This window comes from Stenotrophomonas sp. STM01 (assembly GCF_014852135.1).
In the GTDB taxonomy this organism is placed as follows: Bacteria; Pseudomonadota; Gammaproteobacteria; order Xanthomonadales; family Xanthomonadaceae; genus Stenotrophomonas; species Stenotrophomonas capsici.
Genome location: NZ_JACVBA010000003.1, coordinates 277,980 through 301,595 on the forward strand (window position 1 = coordinate 277,980; position 23,616 = coordinate 301,595).

Consider the following 23,616-nt stretch of genomic DNA (forward strand, 5'->3'; position numbering starts at 1 on the left):
GTAAACGCGATGCTGCCTTTGGTCGCCCTGGTAGGACGGCCGAACGTCGGCAAGTCCACCATTTTCAATGCGCTGACCCGTACGCGCGATGCGCTGGTCCATGATCAGCCCGGGGTGACCCGCGATCGCAACTACGGCGTCTGCCGCTTGGACGAGGACAATCCCTTCCTGATCGTCGATACCGGTGGTATCGCCGGTGAAGAGGAAGGGCTGGCCGGCGCCACCGCGCGTCAGGCCCGTGCCGCCGCCGGTGAGGCGGATCTGATCGTATTCGTGGTCGATGCCCGTGATGGCACCTCCGCGCTGGATGACGAGATCCTGTCGTGGCTGCGCAAGCTTGCGCGGCCCACGCTGCTGTTGATCAACAAGATCGACGGCACGGACGAGCATGCCGTGCGTTCGGAGTTTGCCCGCTACGGGTTCGGCGAGATGCTGATGATCTCGGCCGCGCACCGCCAGGGCATCGATGACCTGGTCGAGGAAATCATCGAACGTCTGCCCGAGGAAGGCACGACCGAGGTGCTGGACAACGACCCGAACCGCATCCGCATTGCCTTCTGCGGACGCCCGAACGTGGGCAAGTCGACGTTGGTCAATCGCCTGCTGGGCGAGGAGCGCATGATTGCCTCCGAAGTGCCCGGCACCACCCGTGACTCGATCTCGGTGGACATGGAGCGCGACGGCCAGTTGTACCGCCTGATCGACACCGCCGGCCTGCGTCGCAAGGCACGCGTGGAGGAGGTGGTCGAGAAGTTCAGCGTGGTCAAGACGCTGCGCGCCATCGAACAGGCCCAGGTCGCGGTGCTGATGCTCGATGCCAGCGAAGGCGTGACCGACCAGGACGCCAGCGTGCTGGGTGCGGTGCTCGATGCCGGCCGTGCGCTGGTGATCGCGATCAACAAGTGGGACGGGTTGAGCGACTACCAGCGCGAGCAGGCCGAAACGCTGGTGTCGCTGAAGCTGGGCTTCGTGCCGTGGGCGGAAGTGGTCCGGATCTCGGCCAAGCACGGCTCGGGCCTGCGCGAGCTGTTCCGCGCGGTGCACCGCGCGCATGCCTCGGCCACGCATGAGTTCAGCACCAGCGAGGTCAACAAGGCGCTGGAAATCGCCTACGAGACCAATCCGCCGCCGAGCATCCGCGGCCATGTCTCCAAGCTGCGCTACGTGCACCCGGGTGGCACCAACCCGCCGACCTTCATCGTGCATGGCACGCGCCTGAAGGAGCTGCCGGATTCGTACAAGCGCTACCTGGAAAACTTCTTCCGCAAGCGCTTCAAGCTGGTGGGCACGCCGGTGACGTTCCTGTTCCGTGAAGGCGCCAACCCGTACGAAGGCAAGAAGAACGTACTGACCGAGCGGCAGATCAAGGCCAAGCGGCGCTTGATGAAGCACGTGAAAGGCAAGAAGTGATGCATCGGAAGGCGGCCGCAAGGTCGCCTTTCGCATTCAGGGCCCCGTATGCCGTACCCGTGGCTGCGACAGTGGGAATCTCTGGTGTGGAGGCTGGGCTTGCGGTCCGCGGGGGGGGGCTTTGCGGCCCAGGCCGCTCCTGCGGGGGTTGTTGGCCGATAATCAGTGGATGAGCATTCGTGAATTGACCCCGGAACAGGCCCGTGAGCGGCAGCGGCAGGGCGCGTTGTTGATGGATGTGCGCCAGGCGCACGAGCGCGCCGGCGGGATGGCGGAGGGGGCCCTGGGCGTTGCCAAGGACGAACTGTTGGCTGCGCCGGGCACCCACCTGCCGGCGCTTGATCGGGAGATCGTGCTGATCTGCCAGAGCGGCAGGCGCTCGGCCGATGCGGCATCGGTGCTGGGGGCGCTCGGCTACACGGCCGTGGCCTCGGTCGCTGGCGGCACGGTGGCCTGGCGGACGGCCGGGCTGCCACTGGTACAGCCGCAGATGGACGCGGCGGACCGCGACTTCTACGACCGCTATTCACGTCACCTGCTGCTGCCGCAGGTAGGCGAGGCGGGCCAGCGGCGCCTGCAGCAGGCGCGGGTGCTGGTGCTGGGCGCCGGCGGGCTGGGAGCGCCGGCCAGCTTCTACCTGGCCGCGGCCGGGGTGGGGCACCTGCGCATCGTGGACCACGACGTGGTCGAGCGCAGCAACCTGCAGCGGCAGATCGTCCATGCCGAGGCGGCGGTGGGCGTGGCCAAGGTGCTCTCCGCGCGCGAGCGGTTGCTGGCCCTGAACCCGCATGTCGACATCGAGGCCGTGCAGGCGCGGGTGAGCTCGGACAACGTCGATGCGCTGTTGCAGGACGTCGATGTGGTGCTGGATGGTTCGGACAATTTTCCGCTGCGCTACCTGCTCAACGATGCCTGCATCAAGCACGCCAAGCCGCTGGTGTATGCCGCCATCGAGCGTTTCGACGGGCAGGTGAGCGTGTTCGATGCAGGGCGCCAGCGCGGCGTGGCACCGTGCTATCGCTGCCTGTTCCCGGAGCCGCCACCGCCGGAGTTCGCGCCGAACTGCTCCGAAGCCGGGGTGCTGGGCGTGCTGCCGGGGCTGGCCGGGGTGATGCAGGCCACCGAGGTGCTCAAGCTGCTGCTGGGCATGGGGGAGCCGCTGGTCGGGCGCTTGTTGCGCTTCGATGCCCTGCAGATGCGCTTCCGCGAAACCCGGATCAGCGCCGATCCGGCGTGCCCGGTCTGTGCGCCCGGCGTGCCGTTCCCGGGCTACATCGACTACGCGGCCTTCTGCTCGCACCAAGGCTGACTACGCAGCGACCGCCAGGCGCGTGCGCCGCTGCATCCGGCTTGCACAGGGTGTGCTTTATCGTGTGCCCTCCAGATTGGGAGTAGCAACATGTCAGCCGAGTCCTCGACGGAACTTGTGAAGGTCGTCGCCCTGCTGGGTGCCGCCGTGGTGGTGGTCCCGCTGTTCCGGCGGCTGGGGCTGGGGTCGGTGCTTGGCTACTTCGTGGCCGGCCTGGCGATCGGCCCGTTCGGTTTCGGCTGGTTCTCCGACCCGCAATCGATCCTGCACGTGGCCGAACTGGGCGTGGTGATGTTCCTGTTCGTGATCGGGCTGGAGATGCGGCCCTCGCACCTGTGGAGCCTGCGCAAGGAGATCTTCGGCCTGGGCACGGCGCAGATCGTGACCTGCGCGGCGGTGTTGACCGGCGTGGCCATGCTGTTCGGCTACCGGCCGCAGATCGCCTTCATCGCCGCGGCCGGCTTCGTGCTGACCTCGACGGCGGTGGTGATGCAGTTGCTGGCCGAACGCGGTGACCTGACCCTGCCCTCGGGGCAGAAGATCGTCTCGATCCTGCTGTTCGAGGACCTGCTGATCGTGCCGCTGCTGGCGCTGGTGGCGTGGATGGCGCCGACGCAGGCCGGCGCGCATGAAGGTTCGCGCTGGGTGGGGGTGGCCATCGGTGCCGGTGCCATCGTCGGGCTGGTAGTCGTGGGCCGCTACCTGCTCAATCCGTTGTTCCGCATCCTGGCCGAGGCCAAGGCGCGGGAAGTGATGACGGCCGCCGCGCTGCTGGTGGTGCTGGGGTCGGCCCTGCTGATGCAACTGGGCGGGCTATCGATGGCGATGGGCGCCTTCCTGGCCGGCGTGCTGCTGTCCGAATCCACCTTCCGCCACCAGATCGAGGCCGACATCGAGCCGTTCCGCGGCATCCTGCTGGGCCTGTTCTTCCTCAGCGTGGGCATGGCCCTGGACCTGTCGGTGGTGGCGGCGAACTGGAAGCTGATCGCGCTGCTGGTGCCGGCGATGATGGCGGCCAAGGCGCTGTGCATCTATGCGGTGGCGCGGGTGATGGGCAGTGACCACCGGCAGGCGCTGGACCGTGGCGTACTGATGGCGCAGGGCGGTGAGTTCGCCTTCGTGCTGTTCGCCGCCGCCGCAAGCGCGGGCGTGATCGATGCACCGATCAACGCCAACCTGACGGCGGTGGTGGTGCTGTCGATGGCCCTCACGCCACTGTGCATGCTGGTGTATCGCCACCTGGTGAAGGAGGCGGAGGTGTCCACCGATGGCGTGGAGGCCGCCGACGGGCTGAGCGGTGCCGTGCTGGTGATCGGCTTCGGCCGCTTCGGGCAGGTGTCGAGCCAGTCGCTGCTGGCGCGCGACGTGGACGTGACCATCATCGACAACGACATCGAGATGATCCGCAGCGCCGCCGACTTCGGCTTCAAGGTCTACTACGGCGATGGCACCCGGCTGGACGTGCTGCGCGCGTCCGGCGCCGAGACCGCCGCGGCGATCGCGGTATGCGTGGACGACCGCGGCGCGGCCGACCGCATCGTCGAGCTGGCCACGCATGAGTTCCCCCAGGCCAAGCTGCTGGTGCGCTCGTATGACCGCGAGCACTCGCTGTCGCTGATCCACGCCGGCGTGGACTTCCAGATCCGCGAGACCTTCGAATCGGCGGTGGAGTTCGGCCGGGCGGCGCTGCTGCAGCTGGGCGTGGAGGAGTTCGAGGCGGACCTGGTGGCCCAGGAGATCCGCCGCCGCGATGCCGAGCGCTTCGAGCTGGAGATGGCCGGCGGCGTCGGGGCCGGCGTTGGTCTGCTGTACGGCAACACGGCCGGGCCCAAGCCCACGCCGTTCACGCCGCCGCGCCGGGAATCGCGCACGCTCAATCCCGACGCGGTGGCCGGGGCAGGGCAGGAGGAGGGCGATGCGGCCCGGTAATGGCGTGGATAGGCGCAGGCGAGGTGTCGCGCCTGCCGTAATCGGGGACAATACGCTCCCCCGCCATCGCCCCCATGCCCCATGACCGTTTCCGCCGCACCCGCGCAGACCTCCCGCATCCTTGACGGCCGTCGTATCGCCGAAGAACTGCTCGACGACCTGAAGGTCCGCGTGGATGCGCGCCTGGACGCAGGGCGTTCACGCCCGGGCCTGGCCGTGGTGCTGGTGGGGGGCGACCCGGCGTCGGCGGTGTACGTGCGCAACAAGCGCCGTGCCGCCGAGAAGGTGGGCATCGAGGCGTTCGATTACGACCTGCCCGAAGGCACCACCGAGGCACAGTTGCTGGACCTGATCGACCAGCTCAATGCCGACCCGAAGATCCACGGCATCCTGATCCAGCTGCCGCTGCCGGGTATCCCCGACGCCAGCCGGCTGATCCAGCGGATCGACCCGGGCAAGGACGTGGACGGTTTCCACCCGCAGAACGTCGGCCACCTGGTGCTGCGCGAGTTCGGCCTGCGCCCCTGCACCCCGCGTGGCATCACCACGCTGCTCGGCCACACCGACCAGCCGGTGCGCGGCCGCAATGCCACCATCGTCGGCGTCAGCAACCACGTGGGTCGTCCGATGGGGCTGGAGCTGCTGATCGCCGGCTGCACGGTGACCAGCTGCCACAAGTTCACCCCGAAGGACGTGCTTGAGCAGGCCGTGCGCAACGCCGACATCCTGGTGGTGGCGGTGGGTATCCCGCAGCTGATCCCCGGTGAGTGGGTGAAGCCGGGTGCGGTGGTGATCGACGTCGGCATCAACCGCCTGGAGGACGGCCGCCTGGTCGGTGACGTGGGCTTCGAGGCTGCCGCGCAGCGCGCCAGCTGGATCACCCCGGTGCCCGGTGGGGTGGGGCCGATGACCGTGGCGACCCTGATGCAGAACACCATCGAGGCCGCTGAAGCCGCGCGCTGATTTCGAGCGGGCGCTTGCCCCTCGCCAGCCCTCCCTTCGCGCCCGCGGCGCTGGGGAGGGAGCCGGTGCCAGACGCTGCCGTGACCTGATCCACGGCAGGAACCACGCCTTCCCTTAGCCATGGGCGCAGGGACGAAGAGAGGGAAGGGCTTTCCCCCACGGACGCCTGAACAACCCCTCCCGGACGCGACACTGCGTCGCACCAGCCCCCTGACATCGGCCCCCGAATAGGGGTAAAATGTCGCGCTTCCCCACAAATCGGGCACGCCGATGCTGCGCATCCAGGCTGAAGCACTCACTTACGACGACGTCTCGCTCGTCCCCGCTCACTCCACGATCCTGCCCAAGGATGTCGACCTCGGCACGCGCCTGACGCGTGACCTGCGGTTGAAGTTGCCGATCGTCTCGGCCGCCATGGATACCGTCACCGAAGCCCGCCTGGCGATTGCCATGGCCCAGCTCGGCGGCATCGGCATCATCCACAAGAACCTGACCCTGGAGCAGCAGGCCGCCGAAGTGGCCAAGGTCAAGAAGTTCGAGTCCGGCGTGATCCGCGACCCGATCACCGTGGGCCCGGAAACCAGCATCCGCGACGTCCTGGCACTGACCCAGGCGCACAACATCTCCGGCGTGCCGGTGGTGGGCAGCGACGGCCTGCTGGCCGGCATCGTCACCCACCGCGACATGCGCTTCGAAACCGAGCTGGACGACCCGGTTCGCCACATCATGACCAAGAAGGATCGCCTGGTCACGGTGAAGGAAGGCGCGGCCTCCGATGAGGTGCTGCAGCTGCTGCACCGCAACCGCATCGAGAAGGTGCTGGTGGTCAACGATGCGTTCGAACTGCGCGGCCTGATCACCGTCAAGGACATCCAGAAGAAGAGCGACAACCCGAACGCCGCCAAGGACGCCGCCACGCGCCTGCTGGTCGGTGCCGCGGTGGGCGTCGGTGGCGACACCGAGCGTCGCGTCGAGGCGCTGGTCGCCGCCGGCGTGGACGTGCTGGTGGTGGACACCGCGCATGGCCATTCGCAGGGCGTGCTGGACCGCGTGCGTTGGGTGAAGAAGACCTTCCCGAACGTGCAGGTGGTCGGCGGCAACATCTGCACCGGCGAGGCAGCGCTGGCGCTGCTGGATTCCGGCGCCGATGCGGTCAAGGTCGGCATCGGCCCGGGCTCGATCTGCACCACCCGTGTGGTCGCCGGTGTCGGCGTGCCGCAGGTGACCGCCATCGACCTGGTCGCCGAAGCGCTGCAGGACCGCATCCCGCTGATCGCCGACGGTGGCATCCGCTACTCCGGTGACATCGGCAAGGCACTGGCCGCCGGCGCGTCGACGGTGATGATCGGTGGCCTGCTGGCCGGCACCGAGGAATCGCCGGGCGAGACCGAACTGTTCCAGGGACGCTCCTACAAGAGCTACCGCGGCATGGGCTCGCTGGCCGCGATGGAGAAGGGGTCCAAGGACCGCTACTTCCAGGACGCCGCCACCGCCGACAAGCTGGTGCCGGAAGGCATCGAAGGCCGCGTGCCGTACCGTGGCCCGGTCGGCGGCATCATCCACCAGTTGATCGGTGGCCTGCGCGCGACCATGGGCTACGTCGGTTGCGCCACCATCGAGGACATGCGCACCCAGCCCAAGTTCGTGAAGATCAGCGGCGCCGGCCAGCGTGAGAGCCACGTCCACGACGTGCAGATCACCAAAGAGCCGCCGAACTACCGCGCCTGATGCGGCAAGCAGAAGAGGAACGAGGACGCTGTCCCGTTCCTCTTTCTCTATCCGCCATCCGTTTTGCATCGTTTCCCGTTTTCATTGATCACCTGCCGGGCTTTATGACCAACATCCATAACGACAAGATCCTCATCCTTGATTTCGGCGCCCAGTACACGCAGCTGATCGCGCGTCGCATCCGCGAGTTCGGCGTGTACTGCGAGATCTGGGCGTGGGACCACGATCCTGCCGAGATCGCCGCGTTCGGCGCCAAGGGCATCATCCTGTCCGGTGGACCGGAAACCACCACGCTGCCGGGTGCGCCGGCCGCGCCGCAGGAAGTGTTCGACAGCGGCCTGCCGCTGCTGGGCATCTGCTACGGCCTGCAGACCATGGCCAAGCAGTTGGGCGGTGGTACCGAAGCCGCCGATCAGCGCGAGTTCGGCCATGCCGAAGTGAAGCTGCTGGGCAACGACGGCCTGCTGGGCGGGCTGTCCGACCACAACGGTGAGCCGCGCCTGGATGTGTGGATGAGCCACGGCGACCACGTCACCCACGTGCCGCCGGGCTTCGCCATCACCGCCGTGACCGACCGCATCCCGGTGGCCGCGATGGCCAACGAGGACAAGCGCTGGTACGGCGTGCAGTTCCACCCGGAAGTGACCCACACCAAGCAGGGCTCGGCGTTGCTCAAGCGCTTCGTCACCGAGATCTGTGGTTGCGCCACGCTGTGGACCGCGGCCAACATCATCGACGACCAGATCGCCCGCGTGCGCGAGCAGGTCGGCAGCGATGAGGTGATCCTGGGCCTGTCCGGCGGCGTCGATTCGTCGGTGGTGGCCGCGCTGCTGCACAAGGCCATCGGCCAGCAGCTGACCTGCGTGTTCGTCGATACCGGCCTGCTGCGCTTCCAGGAAGGCGACCAGGTCATGCAGATGATGGCCGAGAACATGGGCGTGAAGGTCGTGCGCGTGAATGCCGCCGACCGCTACTTCAAGGCGCTGGAAGGCGTCAGCGACCCGGAAGCCAAGCGCAAGATCATCGGCAACCTGTTCGTGGAGATCTTCGACGAAGAGTCGAACAAGCTCAGCAACGCCAAGTGGCTGGCGCAGGGCACGATCTACCCGGACGTGATCGAGTCGGCCGGCAGCAAGACCGGCAAGGCGCACGTCATCAAGAGCCACCACAACGTGGGCGGCCTGCCGGAAGACATGAAGCTCAAGCTGGTCGAGCCGCTGCGCGAACTGTTCAAGGACGAAGTGCGTCGCCTCGGCGTCGAGCTCGGCCTGCCGCGCGCGATGGTCTACCGGCATCCGTTCCCGGGCCCGGGCCTGGGCGTGCGCATCCTGGGCGAAGTGAAGCGCGAGTACGCCGAGCTGCTCGGCAAGGCCGATGCGATCTTCATCGAGGAGCTGCGTGCGGCCGACCTGTACGACAAGACCAGCCAGGCGTTCGCGGTGTTCCTGCCGGTCAAGTCGGTGGGCGTGGTCGGTGATGCGCGTGCCTACGAGTGGGTGATCGCACTGCGTGCGGTGGAAACCATCGACTTCATGACCGCGCACTGGGCACACCTGCCGTATGACTTCCTCGGCCGCGTGTCCAACCGCATCATCAACGAACTGCGTGGCGTCTCGCGCGTGGTCTACGACATCTCCGGCAAGCCGCCGGCGACGATCGAGTGGGAGTGAACCGCGCCAGGCCGCGTTGATCGGGGCATTGCCGGGATGAATCGGGCGGGCATTGGCGTGAAGTCGATGCCCGTTCCCGTTTGTGGGCCGTGATGCGGCATGGCAGTCCTGCGCCTCGGTCCGGACCGGCGGGGGTGTGCAGGCAACAGGGACACACACGAGGAAGGCGCGATGGACGAAGAACGGGACACGGGCGTGCAGCAAGACCGGCTGCGCATCTGGCAGCGCGGGCCGAAATGGCGACGTTGGCTGGTCATCGCAGGGATGTTCCTGGGCGGATGGACGCTGGTGTTCGGTGGCTGGATCGGTGTCGTGTTGCTGCGGGGGTCAACCGATCGTGATGCCGGGGCAGTTGCCTTCAACATCGTGCTGGTCATCTTCATGGCGACCGGCATGTTCCTCGTGCTGCATCGCGCGCTCTATCGCCAGTTCTGGCATCAGGACCGCAAGCGCACTGCCGACGGCATGAACCCCGTCGATACCGCGTTCCCGTCGAAGGCCGGGCGGACCCTGCCGCCGGTCGTGCGCTGGCCGTGGGGGTTGCGCCTGCGCCATGGCGTCCTGCGGGTCATCGGCATGGCGACCTTGCTTCATGTGTTCCTGCCCTTCGGGAACCAGGTGGCCATCAGCGGTTTCCTGGCGCAGCATAGCGCCGGATGGGCGTCGGCAGGGAGCCTTGCGACCCTGCTGTTCGCCTGGGTGCCGCTGGTCCTGCTTTCGCTGCTTTCCATGCTGCTGCTGTCGCGCCAGATGCGGCGGCGCGACGCCGGGCTGCTCGATGAAGAAGGCAAGCGGTTGCTCCAGGCCGAGACGAACTGGCTGTTTTCCTTCGCGGCCGCCTTTGCGATGACCGTGTTGTTGTGTCGCGTGTTTGGCGCGATGGTGGTCCGCTATCTCTGACGGCCATTGGCGTCGTGCGTCGGGCTGTCCCGGGTTGCCGGCAGCCGCGACGGTTGCAGTTGCCCGCTATTGCCGCGCTGGCTACGGGTTGTCCGGGAACACCCGCTCGCTCAGGAAGTCGACCAGCGCCCGCAGCTTGGGCGAGGGGTGCTTACTGGCCGGCCAGAGGATGTGGAACACGCCGGTGGCGCCGATGGCGTCTTCCAGCAACGGCAGCAGGCGTCCGTCGGCCAGCGGCTCGCGGATGGCGAAGTCGGGCAGGTAGGCGATGCCCAGCCCGCGCAGCGCGAAGCACAGCCGCGTCTCGATGTTGTTGCAGACCATGGTCCGTGGCAGTTGCAGTTCGCCTTCGGCGATGGGGTGGCGCAGTACCCAGGTTTCCAGCTTGCCGGTGTTGGGGAAGCGGTAGTGCAGGCACTGGTGATGCAACAGGTCGGCCGGCGTGCGCGGCGTGCCATGGCGGGCGAGATAGGCCGGTGAAGCCACGACCTGCAGCCGGAAGGCGCCCAGGCGGCGTGCCGACAGCCGCGAGTCGGCCGGGGCACCGGTGCGTATCACCGCATCGAAGCCCTCCTCGATCACGTCCACCATGCGGTCGGTGAAGTCCAGGTCCAGTTCGATGTCCGGGTAGGTGCGCATGAACTCGCCCAGTACCGGCAGCATCAACGGACTGACCAGGGGCAGGCTGATGCGCAGTCGCCCGCGCGGCGCGCCGCTGGCCTGGGACAGCTCCAGTTCGGCGGCTTCGATCTCGGCCAGGATGCGCCGGCTGCGCTCCAGGAACAGCGCGCCCTCGGCGGTGAGGGTGACGCTGCGCGTGCTGCGGTGGAACAGGCGTACCCCCAGCTTTTCCTCCAGGCGCGCGACGCTCTTGCCGATGGCCGAGGCAGAGACGCCCAGTTGCCGCCCGGCAGCCACGAAGCTGCGGGTCTCGGCGACCTGCACGAACACGACGAAGCCGTTGAGGCTGTCCATCCCTGCTCCCTGACGTGGCGTGATTGCGGACTTTTGTATCCGCACAAAGCGGAAATGTAGCCCACTTTTTCCCGAATGGAAGGGTTTCTATCGTCACACCTCCCCCAAGCAGTGAGGTGTTTCCATGACGATGACGTCGTCCTTGCCATTGCCAGCCCCCGACCGTTCGCCGCTCAGCGCACCCGTGAAGGCTGTCGTTGACCAGGCCATCGCCGAGCATCGGCTGGTGGGTGCGGTGGTGCTGGTGCGCCGGGATGGGCGCTGGGTGCACCGCCAGGCGGCCGGGATGGCCGATCGCGAGGCGGCCCGGCCGATGCAGTTGGACACGATCTTCCGGCTTGCTTCGGTCAGCAAGCCCATCGTGTCGATGGCGGCGCTGCTGCTGGTTGCACGTGGGCAACTGGATCTGGACGTGGACATCCGTCGATGGCTGCCGTGGTTCCAGCCTCGGTTGGCCGACGGACAGCCGGCCGTCATCACGCCCCGGCACCTGCTCAGCCATATGGCCGGGCTCGGCTACCGCTTCTTCGAAGCAGACACGCAGGGGCCTTATGCACGGGCCGGCGTGTCCGACGGCATGGATGCGGTCGGGTTCGACCTGGACGAGAACCTGCGCCGGATCGCCAGCGTGCCGCTGGCCTATGCACCTGGAGCCGGATGGGGGTACTCGTTGGCCACCGATGTCCTGGGGCGGCTGGTTGCACAGGTGCACGGACAACCGCTGGCGCAGGCGGTCCGCGCGTTGCTGACCGGCCCGTTGGAGATGCGCGATACCGGTTTCGTGGTGGACGATGCCGCGCGGCTGGCCGTGGCCTATGTGACTGACCAGCCGGTGCCGCATCGGCTGGGCGAGGGCGAGGTGGTCGCCCCATTTGAAAGCACGGTCGGCATCCCGTTCAGTCCATCACGCGTCCTGGACCCGATGGCATTCGCATCCGCGGGTGCCGGCATGGCGGGTACGGCGGGCGACTTCCTGCGCTTGCTCGAGGCGCTGCGCAGCGAAACGCTGCTGCCGCCCGCGCTGCTGGACGAGGCCGGGCGCGACCAGACCGGGGGAGCGGAGGTGGCCGGTGCCCCCGGGTTCGGCTTCGGGCTGGGCTTCTCGGTGCTGCGCGATCCGTTGCTGGCGGGCTCGCCGGAAAGCCCCGGGACCTGGCGCTGGGGCGGCGCCTACGGGCATTCGTGGTTCGTGGACAGGCAGCAGCGATTGAGCGTGGTCGCTTTCACCAACACTCTGTACGAGGGCATGTCCGGGCGTTTCGTCGCCGACGTGCGTGATGCGGTGTACGCCGGCACTGGCGGTGCCCGATGAAGGCCGGTTCGCACGACCGCCTGCCGCTGGCGTCGCTGCTGGCGCTGGCCTTGGCAGGGTTCATCACCATCCTCACCGAGGCGCTGCCGGCCGGCCTGTTGCCGCAGATGGCGCAGGGGCTGGCGGTGTCGGAGGCCTGGGTCGGCCAGACCATCACCGTCTACGCACTGGGCTCGATGATCGCCGCGATCCCGCTGACCACCGCCACCCAGGGCATGCGCCGACGGGCGTTGTTGCTGGCCGCGATCGCCGGCTTCGCGCTGACCAACGCGGTCACCACGTTCTCTTCGAACGTTGTGCTGACGATGCTTGCGCGCTTCGGCGCCGGCGTGTCGGCAGGGCTGCTGTGGGCGTTGTTGGCAGGCTATGCCACGCGCATGGTGCCGGCGTCGCAGAAGGGCAAGGCGATCGCGATTGCGATGGTCGGCACGCCGTTGGCGCTGTCACTGGGAATCCCGGCGGGAACCCTGCTGGGCCAGGTACTGGGCTGGCGGACCTGCTTCGGCATCATGAGCGTGCTGGCGGTGTTGTTGATGGCCTGGGTACGCCTGCGCCTGCCGGACTTCCCCGGCCAGGACAACGGTCGAAGGGCATCGCTGCGGCAGGTGTTCACCTTGCCGGGGGTGCGGACGGTGCTGCTCGTGGTGTTGGCTTACGTGCTGGCGCACAACATCCTGTACACCTACATCGCGCCGTTCCTGGCACGTGCGGGCATGGCGGCGCGGACGGACCTGGTGTTGCTGGTGTTCGGCAGCGCATCGTTGTTTGGCATCGTCGGCGTGGGTCTCTGGATCGACCACCATCTGCGCCTGCTCACGCTCGCCAGCACGGGGTTGTTTGCCACCGCTGCGCTTGCACTGGGAGTCCTGGGCGACATGCCTGTGGTGGTCTACGCCGCGGTGGCGATCTGGGGGTTGGCGTTCGGAGGCGCGGCAACCCTGTTCCAGACCGCGCTGGCGACAGCCGCCGGGGCGGCGGCCGATGTGGCGCAATCGATGCTGGTCACCACCTGGAACCTGGCCATCGCCGGCGGCGGCCTGATCGGTGGCGTCCTGCTCACGCACGCCGGGGCGGGGGCGTTTCCACCGGCCGTGATGGTGCTGCTGGCAGTGACGGCTTGGCTGGCCTGGCGGCAACCGGCGGACGCCTGCGCACGCGTCGCCTGACCCGCGCGGGGTGCGTGGAATGCGTCGCGACAGCGTGGCAATCCATGCAGTGCCGACACCGCCTCGCCGCGTCAGCCGGGCCCGGCTTCCGGGGCGAATTCGGCGACCAGCTGCAACCAGGCCTGGGCGGCGGCGGACAGGTATCCGCCGCGGCGCCAGGTCAGTGCCATCTTCCAGTCCAGTTCGGGCGCGTCCAGCGGCACGACGGCCACGTCCGGACGTGGCCGGGCCACGGCGATCATGCGCGGCAGCAGGGCCACGCCCAGGCCGGCGGCGACCAGGGCGATGATGAAATCCGGTTGGCCGCTGCGGGTGGCCTCGCGTGGCGTGAAGCCGCGCGCCAGGCAGGCCTGGACGATGCGGCGGTTGAGCATGAAGCCCTTTTCGAACAGCACGAACGGCACCTGCGCCAGGTCCTGCAGCTGCAGCGACGGCCGCCGTGCCAGCGGGTGCGCCTGCGGCAGCAGCGCGACCAGCGGCTCGGTGCGCACGGCCTGCCATTCCAGGTCGTCGGCCACGGGCAGCAGGCTGGCGGCCAGTTCGATCTCACCGGCGCGCAGGCTTTCTTCCAGGGCCTCGCTGCCTCGCTGCTGCACGTGCAGTTCGATCTGCGGGTATTGCTGGCGGAAGCGTGCCAGCACGGGCGCGAACAACACGTCGCTGCCCAGCGAGGCCAGGCCCAGGTGAAGCGCGCCTCGTTGCAGGCCGCGCAGTTCTTCCAGTTCGCGCAGCATGTCCTCGCGCTCGCCGAGCAGGGCCAGGGCACGCCGGTAGACGATCTGCCCGGCGGGCGTCAGCCGCACGCCGTGGCGGGAGCGCTCCAGCAGGGTTTCACCCAGCTCCTCTTCCAGCTGGCGGATGGCCTTGCTGACCGTGGGCTGGGTGGCGAACAGGGTCTCGGCCGCGGCGGAGAAACCGTCCCGCCGGACCACTTCAACCAGCATCCGGAGTTGGCGGATATCCATTCTTAATTGGAATTTATTGGATTCAATCAATTCATTTTAATTATGCAATGGGCAGGCGTACACAGGAGGCATGGATACCTTCCTTGTTTCCCTGCGCCGCCACCGGGCGGGCCTGCGGCGTGGCTTCCGGCGCAGCCGCGTGCTGCAGATCCTGGCGCTGGTCGCGGTCTGGCTGCTGGCCGATGCCCTGATGCGGCAGTGGGGCGTGCCGGTGCCGGGCGGGATCGTTGGCTTGTGCGTGCTGTTGCTGGCCTTCGCACTGGGCTGGTTGTCACCGCGTACCTTCAGCGGCGGCGCGCGCTGGCTGCTGGCCGAGATGCTGCTGTTCTTCGTGCCGGCGGCGATGATCCTGCTCGACAACCGGCAGATGTTCGGCTGGCTGGGCCTGAAGCTGCTGGCGGTGGTGGTCGGCGGCACGCTGCTGGTGATGGCGGCCACGGCGATGACGGTGGAACTGCTGTTGCGCAGGAGCCAGCGTGATGAACGTTGACCCTGGGTTTGCGCACCTGGTGCAGTGGCTGTGGCCGGTGTTCTGGGCCGTGGCGACGATCGTGGCCTACCTTGGCGCCAAGCAGCTGTACCGGCGCAGCGGTCGGGCATGGGCATCGCCGCTGATCGTCGCGCCATTGGTGCTGCTGGCGCTGGCCTCGTTGTTGCATGCCAGTTACCACGACTACCTGCGCGGTACCCATTGGCTGATGGCGATGCTGGGTCCGGCGACGGTGGCCTTCGCGGTGCCCATCCACGCGCAGCGGGCCTTGATCGCACGGCACTGGAAAGTGCTCGGTGCCGGGGTGCTGGTGGGCAGTGGCATCGCCATCACGGCCGCATGGTGGATGGCCACGGCCCTGCACCTGTCGCCGGAAATGCGGCTGAGCCTGGCGCCGCGTTCGATCACCACGCCGTTCGCGATGGACGTGTCCGGCCGCATCGGCGGCATCCCCGAGTTGACTGCGGTGTTCGTGATGATCACCGGCATCTGCGGTTCCCTGTTCGGGCAACTGCTGCTCAAGGTGCTGCCGGTGCGCAGCGCGATGGCGCGTGGTGCGCTGTTCGGCATGGGCGCGCACGGCATGGGCGTGTCCAAGGCACGCGAGCTGGGGGAGAGCGAAGGCGCCATCGCCGGGCTGGTGATGGTGATGGCCGGCCTGGTCAACGTCGCTGCGGCACCGCTGTTGGCAATGCTGCTGTAGGGCTCATTCGATGGGCTTGGCGGCGGCGCTGGGCGACTGGGTGGCGGCACGGCGCGCCAGCACCGCCTCGCGGTGGGCGATGTAGGCGTTGGAGCCGAGGATGATCAGTGCGCCGATCACGGTCCAGCGGTCCAGCGCCTGGTCGAACAGCAACCAGCCCAGCAGCGTGACCAGCGGCAGCTGGGTGAAGCTGATCGGGGTGAGTGCGGAGACTTCGCCGAGCTTCAGGGCGCGCGTCCACAACAGCTGGCCGGCGGTGCCGAGTACGCCGGTGGCGACCAGCCATGCCCAGGCGATGGCGCTGGGCCAGACCCAGACGAACAGGGCCGGCACCAGCGACAGCGGTACCCAGAACACGTAGGTGTAGAACACCACGGTATCCGGGCCGTCGACGCGGGTGAGTTGCTTGATCTGGATGGCCACCAGCGCGCTGAGCAGGGCTGCCAGCACCGCGATCAGGCTGCCAGCGGCGAAGCCGTTCGAGCCGGGGCGCACGATCACCAGCACGCCGATGAAGCCGGCGATCACCGCCGCCCAGCGCCGGAAGCGCACCTTCTCGCCCAGCCACAGCACCGCGGCCAGGGTCACGAACAGCGGCGTGGAATACGACAGCGAGATGGCCTGCGCCAGTGGCAGGTGGCCGATCGCCCAGAAGCCGCACAGCATCGAGGCCAGCCCGATCGCGCTGCGCACGAAGTAGCGAGGCAGCTGCCGGGTGCGCAACGGGGCATGGCCCGGCCGCAGCAGCACCGGCAACAGCGCCAGCAGGCCGAAGCCGTTGCGGAAGAACGCCACTTCCTGGGTGGGCACGTAGCGGGTGGCGTAGCGGATGGCGATGGCCATCAGGCCGAACGCCATCGCGCTGCCGAACATCAGCAGCGCGGCGCGGACGGGGGCGGGCTGGGGGGCGATGGCCGCAATGCGGCTCACCAGCGTGCGCCGATGAGCCGTGGTTCCGGCTCAATGGGGACGCCGAAGGTCTCCAGCACCGAGGCCGAGACGCGCCGCGCGAAGGCCAGCAGCTGCGCGCCGCTGGCAGTGCCGTGGTTGACCAGCACCAGCGCGTGGTTCGGCGAGATGCCGGCATCGCCGTCGCGCTGGCCCTTCCAGCCGCAGGCTTCGATCATCCACGCGGCGGAGACCTTGCGGTTGCCCGGGTCATTGCCGGGAAACACCGGCAACTGCGGGTAGTGCTGCAGCAGCACGTCGACCTGTTCCAGCGGCAGGATCGGGTTCTTGAAGAAGCTGCCGGCGTTGCCGAGCACATCGGGGTCGGGCAGCTTGCGGCGACGGATCGCGATCACCGCATTGGCCACGTCGGCGGCGACCGGCAGGGCGATGCCCATCGCGTCCAGCTGCTCGCCGATGCCGGCGTAGTCCAGCCGCAGTTCGTTGAGCAGCGGCAGGCGGAACTCGACGGCGGTGATCAGGTAACGGTCGGCGTCCTGCTTGAACACGCTGTCGCGGTAGCTGAAAAGGCAGGCGTCCTGGTCCAGGCGCACCCAGGCCTGTTCGCGGGTATCCCAGGCTTCGACGGTCTGGATGAACTCGCCGACCTGTGCGCCGTAGGCACCGATGTTCTGGATGGGCGCGGCACCGACGGTGCCGGGGATCAATGCCAGGTTTTCCAGCCCGGACAGGCCTTCGCCCAGCGACCACAGCACCAGTTCGTGCCAGATCACCCCGGCCCCGGCGCGGACGATGGCATGGTCGGCGCGGTGTTCGAGGATGGTGATGTCGCGGTTGTCGAACGCCAGGACCGTGCCTTCGGGGTCGGCGGCGATCAGCACGTTGCTGCCGCTGCCCAGCACCAGCAGCGGCGCCTGCCCGACGACGGTGGCCAGGGCTTCGGGCAGGGCCGCCGGGTCGGCGATGCGCAACAGGTGTGGCGCATGCGCGGTGACGTGGAAGGTGTTCAGGTGCTGCAGCGAGGCGTTTTCGGTGAGCGACCAAGGGGCAACAGCAGTCGTCATAGCGGTGCGACGGCGCCGCGCGACGGGGATTCACGGCGGCGGCGGATCGCGTCGACGCAATCGCCGATCAGGGCCGGGCCACGGTAGATCAGGCCGCTGTAGCACTGCACCAACGCGGCGCCGGCGGCCATCTTGGCGACCGCGTCGGCACCGGAGCTGATGCCGCCCACGCCGATCAGTGGCACCGATTCGGGCAGGCGTGCGCGCAGGCGGCGCAGCACCAGCGTGGACTGGCCCAGCAGCGGTGCGCCGGACAGGCCGCCGATTTCCTTCGAAATCGGGTCGGCGTCGACCAATGGGCGGCCAATGGTGGTGTTGGTGGCGATCACGCCGTCGACGGCCAGTTCACCCAGCACCCGGGCCGCGGCGTCGATGTCGCGGTCGCTCAGGTCCGGGGCGACCTTGACCAGCATCGGCACGCGCCGGCCATGCTGGGCGGCCAGCCGTTCCTGCGCCTCGCGCAGGCCGGCGACCAGGTGCTTGAGCGCCTGTTCCTCCTGCAGTTCGCGCAGGCCGGCGGTGTTGGGCGAGGAAATGTTGACGGTGATGTAGTCGGCCAGCGGGTAGACCTTCTCCATGCACGCCAGGTAATCGGACAGCGCGTCCTCGTTGGGCGTGTCCTTGTTCTTGCCGATGTTGATGCCCAGCGGGCCGGGGCGATGGCGGACTTTTTCCACGTTGGCCACGAGCGCATCCACGCCGAGGTTGTTGAACCCCATGCGGTTGATGATGGCGCCGTGGTTGGGCAGCCGGAACAGCCGCGGCTTGGGGCTGCCGGCCTGCGGGCGCGGGGTGATGGTGCCGATCTCGACGAAGCCGAAACCCAGCCCGAACAGGGCCTCGATGTGCTCGCCGTTCTTGTCCAGCCCGGCCGCCAGGCCTACCGGGTTGGGGAAGTCCAGGCCCCAGACCTTGGTGGGCAGCGGCTTGACGCGGCCGGCCAGCAGCGGCGTGGTGCCGGTGCGCCAGGCCAGGTCCAGCGCGGACAGGCCAAGGCCATGCGCGCGTTCGGCGTCGAGGGTGAACAGCAGGGGACGGGCAATCGAATACATAAGCTCAATTCAGCGTGCCGGCGAAGGCGCGGGTCTGGTACTCAAAGGCGACCTTGCCGTCGACGGCATGGTCGTTGAACAACTGTTGCAGGGCCTGCAGCATCGCCGCGTGGCGCGGATGGCCGGCCTGCGGCGCGTAGGAGGAGGACAGCAGGCGGCCACGCAGGCCATCCAGGTCCAGCCACTGCACGTTGGGGAAGGTGGCGATGCCGCGCAGCCCGGCGCCGAACCACTCGCGCATCCGGGCATCGCTCTGGTAGCGCTCGGCCACTTCGGTGTAGTCGGTGCCGTACTCGATCAGCAGGCGTTCGTAGCCGACCAGGAACGGCGAGGCATCGAGCAGGCGCGAGTTCCAGAACACCAGCGCGATGCCGCCGGGTTGCAGGATGCGCGCCCATTCGCCGCGCACCGCGTCGGTGTCGAACCAATGGAAGGCCTGCGCCGCGGCGACCACGTCGACGCTGGCGCCGGCCAGCGTGGTGGCTTCGGCGGTGCCATCGACCAGGGTGAGCTGCGGGTAGTCTGCGGCCAGCCAGTCACGGGCGGCCTCGCGCATGGGCGCATTGGGTTCCACCGCGATGACCGGATGACCGGCCTCCAGGAACAGGCGCGAGGAAATGCCGGTGCCGGCGCCGATGTCGGCCACGCGGGCACTCGGGGGGATGCCGATGTCCCGGTGCAGCCATTCCAGCAACGCCGCCGGATACCCGGGCCGGTAGCGGACATAGTCCGCCACGCGGTTGCTGAAGCGTTGGGTGGAATCGGAATGCGCCATGACGGCCTCAGGAGTTCAGTGCGGCCAGCCAGGCCAGTCCGCCGAAGAACAGGACGAAGGCCAGGATGCCCACCACCCACATCGCCACCGACAGCCAGCCCAGCACCAGGCCGGTGACGGCCAGGCCATCGCCATCGAGCTGGCCATTGCTGCGGCGGATCTCGCCCCGGGCCATGTGGCCGAAGATGATCGCCGCCAGGCTGCCGAGGAACGGCAGCAGGGTCCAGCCGAGGATGCCGGCAACCAGGCTGACCACGGCAAGGCTGCTGGTCTGGCGCGGAGTGGGGATGCTCATGATGGAACTCCATTTCAGATGTGGAAAGCGGACGGGAAGCCCGTCCGCCATGCTGCGGGCTCCCGCCGTGGCGGGAGCCGTCTCACCTTACAGGTCGAACTTGATGCCCTGGGCCAGCGGCAGCGAGTCGGAGTAGTTGATGGTGTTGGTCTGGCGGCGCATGTAGACCTTCCAGGCGTCCGAACCGGACTCACGGCCACCGCCGGTGTCCTTCTCGCCACCGAACGCACCGCCGATTTCCGCACCGGAGGTGCCGATGTTGACGTTGGCGATGCCGCAGTCGCTGCCGGCCGCAGACAGGAACTTCTCGGCGGTCTTCAGGTTCTGGGTGAAGATCGAGGACGACAGGCCCTGCGGCACGCCGTTCTGCATGTCGATGGCTTCGTCCAGGTTGCTGTACTTCATCACGTACAGGATCGGGGCGAAGGTCTCGTGCTGGACGATCTCGTCGCTGTTCTTCAGGCCGGTGACGATCGCCGGCAGCACGAAGTTGCCCGGGCGGTCGATGGCGGTGCCGCCGGTTTCGACGGTGCCGCCGGCAGCCTTGGCCTTTTCGATCGAGGCCAGGAACTGCTGCACGGCCTCCGGGCTGTTCAGCGGGCCCATCAGGTTGGCCGCATCGGTCGGGTCGCCGATCTTGCCTTCGACCTGCTTGTACGCCTTGACCAGCGTGGCCAGCACGTTGTCGTAGATGGATTCATGCACGATCAGGCGGCGCGTGGTGGTGCAGCGCTGGCCGGCAGTGCCGACGGCGCCAAATACGATGCCCGGCACGGCCAGCTTCTGGTCGGCGGTCTCGTCCAGGATGATGGCGTTGTTGCCGCCCAGTTCCAGCAGGCAGCGGCCCAGGCGCTGGGCGACCTTCTGGTTGACGGTGCGGCCGACCTGGGTCGAGCCGGTGAAGGAGATCAGCGGCACGCGACGGTCGTCGACCATCTTTTCCGATAGCGCGGTGCCGGCGTCGTTGATCAGGAAGAAGATGTCCGGGAAGCCGCCGGCCTTGAGTGCGTCATTGCAGATCTTCATCGTGGCAATGGCGGTCAGCGGGGTCTTGTTGGACGGCTTCCAGATGCACACGTCGCCGCAGATGGCGGCCAGGAACGCATTCCAGCTCCACACCGCGACCGGGAAGTTGAAGGCCGAGATGATGCCGACCAGGCCCAGCGGGTGGTACTGCTCGTACATGCGGTGGCCCGGGCGCTCGGAGTGCATGGTGTAGCCGTACAGCATGCGGCTCTGGCCCAGCGCGAAGTCGGCGATGTCGATCATCTCCTGCACTTCGCCGTCGCCTTCCGGCTTGGACTTGCCCATTTCCAGCGCGACCAGCGAGCCCAGCGCGTCCTTGTTGGCGCGCAGTGCCTCACCGCACAGGCGCACGGCCTCGCCACGGCGCGGGGCCGGGGTGGTGCGCCATACCTTGTAGGCTTCCTGAGCACGGGCGATCACGGTCTCGTAATCGGCCTCGGTGGTGGCCTGGACCTCGGCGATCACTTCGCCGGTGGTCGGGTTCTGCGGCTTGAGGACGCCGGCGCCGGTGGCGGCGGACCATTCCCCCTGACCCAGGTAGGTGCCAGCGTTGGTGGCGTCCAGGCCCAAGGCCTTGAGCAGCTCGGAAGACATGCAAACTCCTGTTTCTGTGGCGTTGAATGCCCGCCGCCGGCGTGGGGGAAACGGCGGGCGGAATACAGAATGGTAACAGAGGTGCATGTCCGGCCATGGCCCGGGCCGGGGCGGCTGGCCGGTCAAAGCGGGGGGCGGAGAGTGGCCGGGTCATGTCCGGAGGCGCCTCCCTTCGAGGAGTGACGCCCACGCCTTCCATTTGTTGTTCAGCAAGGGGCTTTGGGGCTTGTTTGTCTGGGACAGTGCGCTGCTGAACGTGGTGATTCGGCCTGGAGGGCATCCTTCTTCAAGCATGCTGATATGCGTCGACCCTCCGCAATGCTGGTCGTTGATCGAGCTTGCCTGTACTCTTGGCACCCAATTTCAGGCCCCGTAGCTCAGCTGGATAGAGCGGTCCCCTCCTAAGGGACAGGTCGCACGTTCGAATCGTGTCGGGGCCGCCAGCGTTCCCATGCTGGCCATGCATGGCGCAGCCATTGCCTCCCCTTACTGCCTCGGCTGCCTCGTGATGCCATGGACGGGGGGCGTCTCGCGTCGTGGGCTACGCGCGAGTGCGACGGAAGGCGGATTGCCGCAGGCAAGGCCGCGATGCAGACTGCGGCGATGTCCGCCACGTCCCGCCACTTGCGCCGTTATCCGGTTCCGACCGGACAGGAGTGCCATGACTTCTCGCAGTGGGTGCTGCCCGTACGGGGTGACCTGCAGTTCGAGGTCTCTGGCCACGGCGGTCGACTCGATCCGCTGCAGGGCGCCTTCGTCGCGGCAGGCGAAATCCATGCATTGGAAGGGCGGGGCGAGAACTGCTGCCTGATCATCGATTGCCCGCCCGGTTCATTGGACGATGACACGCTCGAGCACCTGCGCCGCGTGCCTTGGCTGGCCCTGCCCGGGCATGCGCGCCATCTGTTGCAGCACCTGCAGGACCCGCGCCACACCGCCGGGCATGACCCATTGCCACTGCTGCTGCGCTGGTTCGCGCCAGCCGGCAGCGGTGCACGCCTGCAGGCCCTGTGCGCGCGGGTTCGCCAGACGCCTGGGGCGGACTGGACGGTGGCACGGATGGCGGCCGAAGTCGGGGTCAGTGGCAGTCGCCTGCATGCGGTATTCGCCCGCGAGTTCGACCTTTCGCCGCTGGCCTGGGTAGGGGCAACGCGGCTGCGCTGGGCCAAGCAGCAGTTGCAGGGCAGCAACGCCAGCATCAGTGATATCGCGCTGCGGGCCGGGTACTCCGAGCACAGCGCGTTGACCCGTGCGCTGCGCCGGGAAACCGGATTGGGCCCGCGCCAGTGGCGGGCCCAGGCCAGTAGTTTCGGTCAAGACACGCCCTGACCGCGGGCCTACACTGCGCGGCCCGAAGGATGGCGTGGTGCGAGATGAATCGATCGATGGGCGTGGGCATTGCCAACGGCGTGGCCTCGGGCGCGTTGTGGGGTGTGGTGTTCCTCGCGCCAGCGATGCTGTCCGGCTTCTCGCCGCTGCAACTGGCCGCCGCCCGTTATCTGGTCTACGGATTGATCGCCATCGTGCTGCTGGTGCCGCGTTGGCAGACGCTGCGCGCCAGCATCGGTCGGATCGAATGGACCGCACTGACCTGGCTGAGCCTGCTCGGCAATCTCATCTATTTCGTGCTGCTGTCCATCTCGGTGCAATGGAGCGGCGGTGCCGCCGCGGCGCTGATCGTGGGCATGGTGCCGGTACTGGTCGCGGTCGTCGGCTCGCGGGAGCCTGGCGCGGTGCCACTGTCGCGGCTGGCGCCGGCACTGGCGCTGTGCGTGGCCGGGGTGGTGCTGATGGGTTACGAGGCGGTCGGCTCGACCCATGTGCACGGCAGCACGCTGCAGCGTATGGTCGGCCTGTTGTGCGGTGTCGGCGCGTTGGTGTCATGGACGGCGTACTCGGTCTGGAACACCCGCTGGCTTGCCAGGGTGCCGCAGCTGTCCGGGCACGACTGGTCACTGCTGACCGGCGTGGCGACCGGGGCGCTGGCGCTGCTGCTGGCACCGGTGGCATTCCTCGGTGACAGCCGCACGCACAGCGGCAACGAATGGGTCGGCTTCTGGGCGGTCGCGGCGGCGGTGGCCTTGTTCGCCTCGATCCTGGGCAACGCCTGCTGGAACCGGGCCAGCCGGGCGTTGCCGCTGACCCTGGGGGGGCAGATGATCGTGTTCGAGACGCTGTTCGGCCTGCTGTACGGCTTCCTGTGGCAACAGCGTTGGCCGTTGCCGATCGAACTGGTCGCGGCCGCCTGCCTGTTGGCCGGGGTGGTGTGGAGTGCCGCCGCGCATCGTCCGACCGGGCCAGTGGCTGAATCGGCGTAGGTCATTCCGCGCAGTTCGGTACGCTCGATGCGAACACGCGCAACGCCAGTGGCGGCGGCGTGA

Annotated in this window: 21 protein-coding genes and 1 tRNA gene; 14 read left to right on the forward strand and 8 right to left on the reverse strand. The window is 68.1% G+C overall.

Going from position 1 to position 23,616, the window contains the following annotated elements:
• Positions 1–9: 9 nt before the first annotated feature.
• From der to IB227_RS15520, 7 genes are all read left to right on the forward strand, one after another.
• Positions 10–1,410 carry a ribosome biogenesis GTPase Der gene (gene der / locus IB227_RS15490; RefSeq protein ID WP_192288124.1) on the forward strand — a complete coding sequence of 467 codons (1,401 nt, stop codon included), beginning with the start codon at positions 10–12 and terminating at the stop codon, positions 1,408–1,410.
• A 169-nt stretch (positions 1,411–1,579) separates the two neighbouring features.
• On the forward strand, positions 1,580–2,719 hold the full coding sequence (gene moeB, locus IB227_RS15495) for a molybdopterin-synthase adenylyltransferase MoeB (RefSeq protein WP_192288125.1): 1,140 nt from the start codon (positions 1,580–1,582) through the stop codon (positions 2,717–2,719).
• Between the two features lie 90 nt (positions 2,720–2,809).
• Positions 2,810–4,648, forward strand: coding sequence for a monovalent cation:proton antiporter-2 (CPA2) family protein (locus tag IB227_RS15500; RefSeq protein ID WP_192288126.1), 1,839 nt, complete (start codon positions 2,810–2,812; stop codon positions 4,646–4,648).
• An 81-nt stretch (positions 4,649–4,729) separates the two neighbouring features.
• Positions 4,730–5,611, forward strand: coding sequence for a bifunctional methylenetetrahydrofolate dehydrogenase/methenyltetrahydrofolate cyclohydrolase FolD (gene folD, locus IB227_RS15505; RefSeq protein WP_192288127.1), 882 nt, complete (start codon positions 4,730–4,732; stop codon positions 5,609–5,611).
• A gap of 270 nt (positions 5,612–5,881) precedes the next feature.
• Positions 5,882–7,339 (forward strand): IMP dehydrogenase, encoded by a 1,458-nt coding sequence (gene guaB / locus IB227_RS15510; RefSeq protein WP_132862843.1) that lies wholly within the window; start codon positions 5,882–5,884, stop codon positions 7,337–7,339.
• Positions 7,340–7,443: 104 nt separating this feature from the next.
• Positions 7,444–9,009 (forward strand): glutamine-hydrolyzing GMP synthase, encoded by a 1,566-nt coding sequence (guaA, locus tag IB227_RS15515; protein ID WP_132862844.1) that lies wholly within the window; start codon positions 7,444–7,446, stop codon positions 9,007–9,009.
• Between the two features lie 171 nt (positions 9,010–9,180).
• Positions 9,181–9,909: a hypothetical protein gene (locus IB227_RS15520; RefSeq protein WP_192288128.1), complete on the forward strand. Its 729-nt coding sequence runs from the start codon at positions 9,181–9,183 to the stop codon at positions 9,907–9,909.
• Between the two features lie 81 nt (positions 9,910–9,990).
• Here IB227_RS15520 and IB227_RS15525 read toward each other — a convergent pair whose 3' ends face one another.
• Entirely contained in the window at positions 9,991–10,884 is an 894-nt protein-coding gene (locus IB227_RS15525; RefSeq protein ID WP_192288129.1) for a LysR family transcriptional regulator, read from the reverse strand.
• 184 nt (positions 10,885–11,068) lie between these two features.
• Here IB227_RS15525 and IB227_RS15530 point away from each other — a divergent pair, with 184 nt between their 5' ends.
• Positions 11,069–12,196: a serine hydrolase domain-containing protein gene (locus IB227_RS15530; protein WP_318639555.1), complete on the forward strand. Its 1,128-nt coding sequence runs from the start codon at positions 11,069–11,071 to the stop codon at positions 12,194–12,196.
• Positions 12,193–13,362, forward strand: a complete 1,170-nt coding sequence (locus tag IB227_RS15535; RefSeq protein ID WP_192288130.1) for an MFS transporter — start codon at positions 12,193–12,195, stop codon at positions 13,360–13,362. The genes IB227_RS15530 and IB227_RS15535 overlap by 4 nt, the downstream gene beginning before the upstream one ends.
• A 71-nt stretch (positions 13,363–13,433) precedes the next feature.
• On the opposite strand, the gene IB227_RS15540 is transcribed toward IB227_RS15535, so the two are convergent.
• Positions 13,434–14,327 (reverse strand): LysR substrate-binding domain-containing protein, encoded by an 894-nt coding sequence (locus tag IB227_RS15540; RefSeq protein ID WP_192288131.1) that lies wholly within the window; start codon positions 14,325–14,327, stop codon positions 13,434–13,436.
• A 70-nt stretch (positions 14,328–14,397) separates the two neighbouring features.
• On the opposite strand from IB227_RS15540, the gene IB227_RS15545 reads away from it, so the two are divergent.
• Complete coding sequence (locus IB227_RS15545; protein WP_192288132.1) at positions 14,398–14,817, forward strand: CidA/LrgA family protein; 420 nt, start codon at positions 14,398–14,400, stop codon at positions 14,815–14,817.
• Positions 14,807–15,520 carry an LrgB family protein gene (locus tag IB227_RS15550; protein ID WP_192288133.1) on the forward strand — a complete coding sequence of 238 codons (714 nt, stop codon included), beginning with the start codon at positions 14,807–14,809 and terminating at the stop codon, positions 15,518–15,520. The genes IB227_RS15545 and IB227_RS15550 overlap by 11 nt, the downstream gene beginning before the upstream one ends.
• A 3-nt stretch (positions 15,521–15,523) precedes the next feature.
• On the opposite strand, the gene IB227_RS15555 is transcribed toward IB227_RS15550, so the two are convergent.
• The 6 genes from IB227_RS15555 to IB227_RS15580 form a co-directional block, all read right to left on the reverse strand.
• Positions 15,524–16,393 carry a DMT family transporter gene (locus tag IB227_RS15555; protein WP_192288206.1) on the reverse strand — a complete coding sequence of 290 codons (870 nt, stop codon included), beginning with the start codon at positions 16,391–16,393 and terminating at the stop codon, positions 15,524–15,526.
• Between the two features lie 53 nt (positions 16,394–16,446).
• Positions 16,447–17,493 carry a UDP-N-acetylmuramate dehydrogenase gene (gene murB, locus IB227_RS15560; protein WP_192288134.1) on the reverse strand — a complete coding sequence of 349 codons (1,047 nt, stop codon included), beginning with the start codon at positions 17,491–17,493 and terminating at the stop codon, positions 16,447–16,449.
• Positions 17,490–18,545, reverse strand: coding sequence for a quinone-dependent dihydroorotate dehydrogenase (locus IB227_RS15565; protein ID WP_132862853.1), 1,056 nt, complete (start codon positions 18,543–18,545; stop codon positions 17,490–17,492). Before IB227_RS15565 ends, murB begins: the two co-directional genes overlap by 4 nt.
• Positions 18,546–18,549: 4 nt before the next feature.
• The gene (locus IB227_RS15570; protein WP_192288135.1) at positions 18,550–19,320 is read right to left on the reverse strand and encodes a class I SAM-dependent methyltransferase; all 771 of its coding nucleotides are present in this window, start codon (positions 19,318–19,320) and stop codon (positions 18,550–18,552) included.
• Between the two features lie 7 nt (positions 19,321–19,327).
• Positions 19,328–19,615 carry a DUF4190 domain-containing protein gene (locus IB227_RS15575; protein ID WP_132862855.1) on the reverse strand — a complete coding sequence of 96 codons (288 nt, stop codon included), beginning with the start codon at positions 19,613–19,615 and terminating at the stop codon, positions 19,328–19,330.
• Between the two features lie 87 nt (positions 19,616–19,702).
• On the reverse strand, positions 19,703–21,235 hold the full coding sequence (locus IB227_RS15580) for an aldehyde dehydrogenase family protein (protein ID WP_132862856.1): 1,533 nt from the start codon (positions 21,233–21,235) through the stop codon (positions 19,703–19,705).
• Positions 21,236–21,601: 366 nt separating this feature from the next.
• Between IB227_RS15580 and IB227_RS15585 the strand changes: the two genes are divergently transcribed.
• From IB227_RS15585 to IB227_RS15595, 3 genes are all read left to right on the forward strand, one after another.
• Positions 21,602–21,678 (forward strand) — tRNA-Arg (locus IB227_RS15585).
• Between the two features lie 160 nt (positions 21,679–21,838).
• Positions 21,839–22,564, forward strand: a complete 726-nt coding sequence (locus IB227_RS15590) for an AraC family transcriptional regulator (protein WP_192288136.1) — start codon at positions 21,839–21,841, stop codon at positions 22,562–22,564.
• Between the two features lie 44 nt (positions 22,565–22,608).
• Entirely contained in the window at positions 22,609–23,553 is a 945-nt protein-coding gene (locus IB227_RS15595; RefSeq protein WP_192288137.1) for a DMT family transporter, read from the forward strand.
• Positions 23,554–23,616 lie beyond the last annotated feature (63 nt).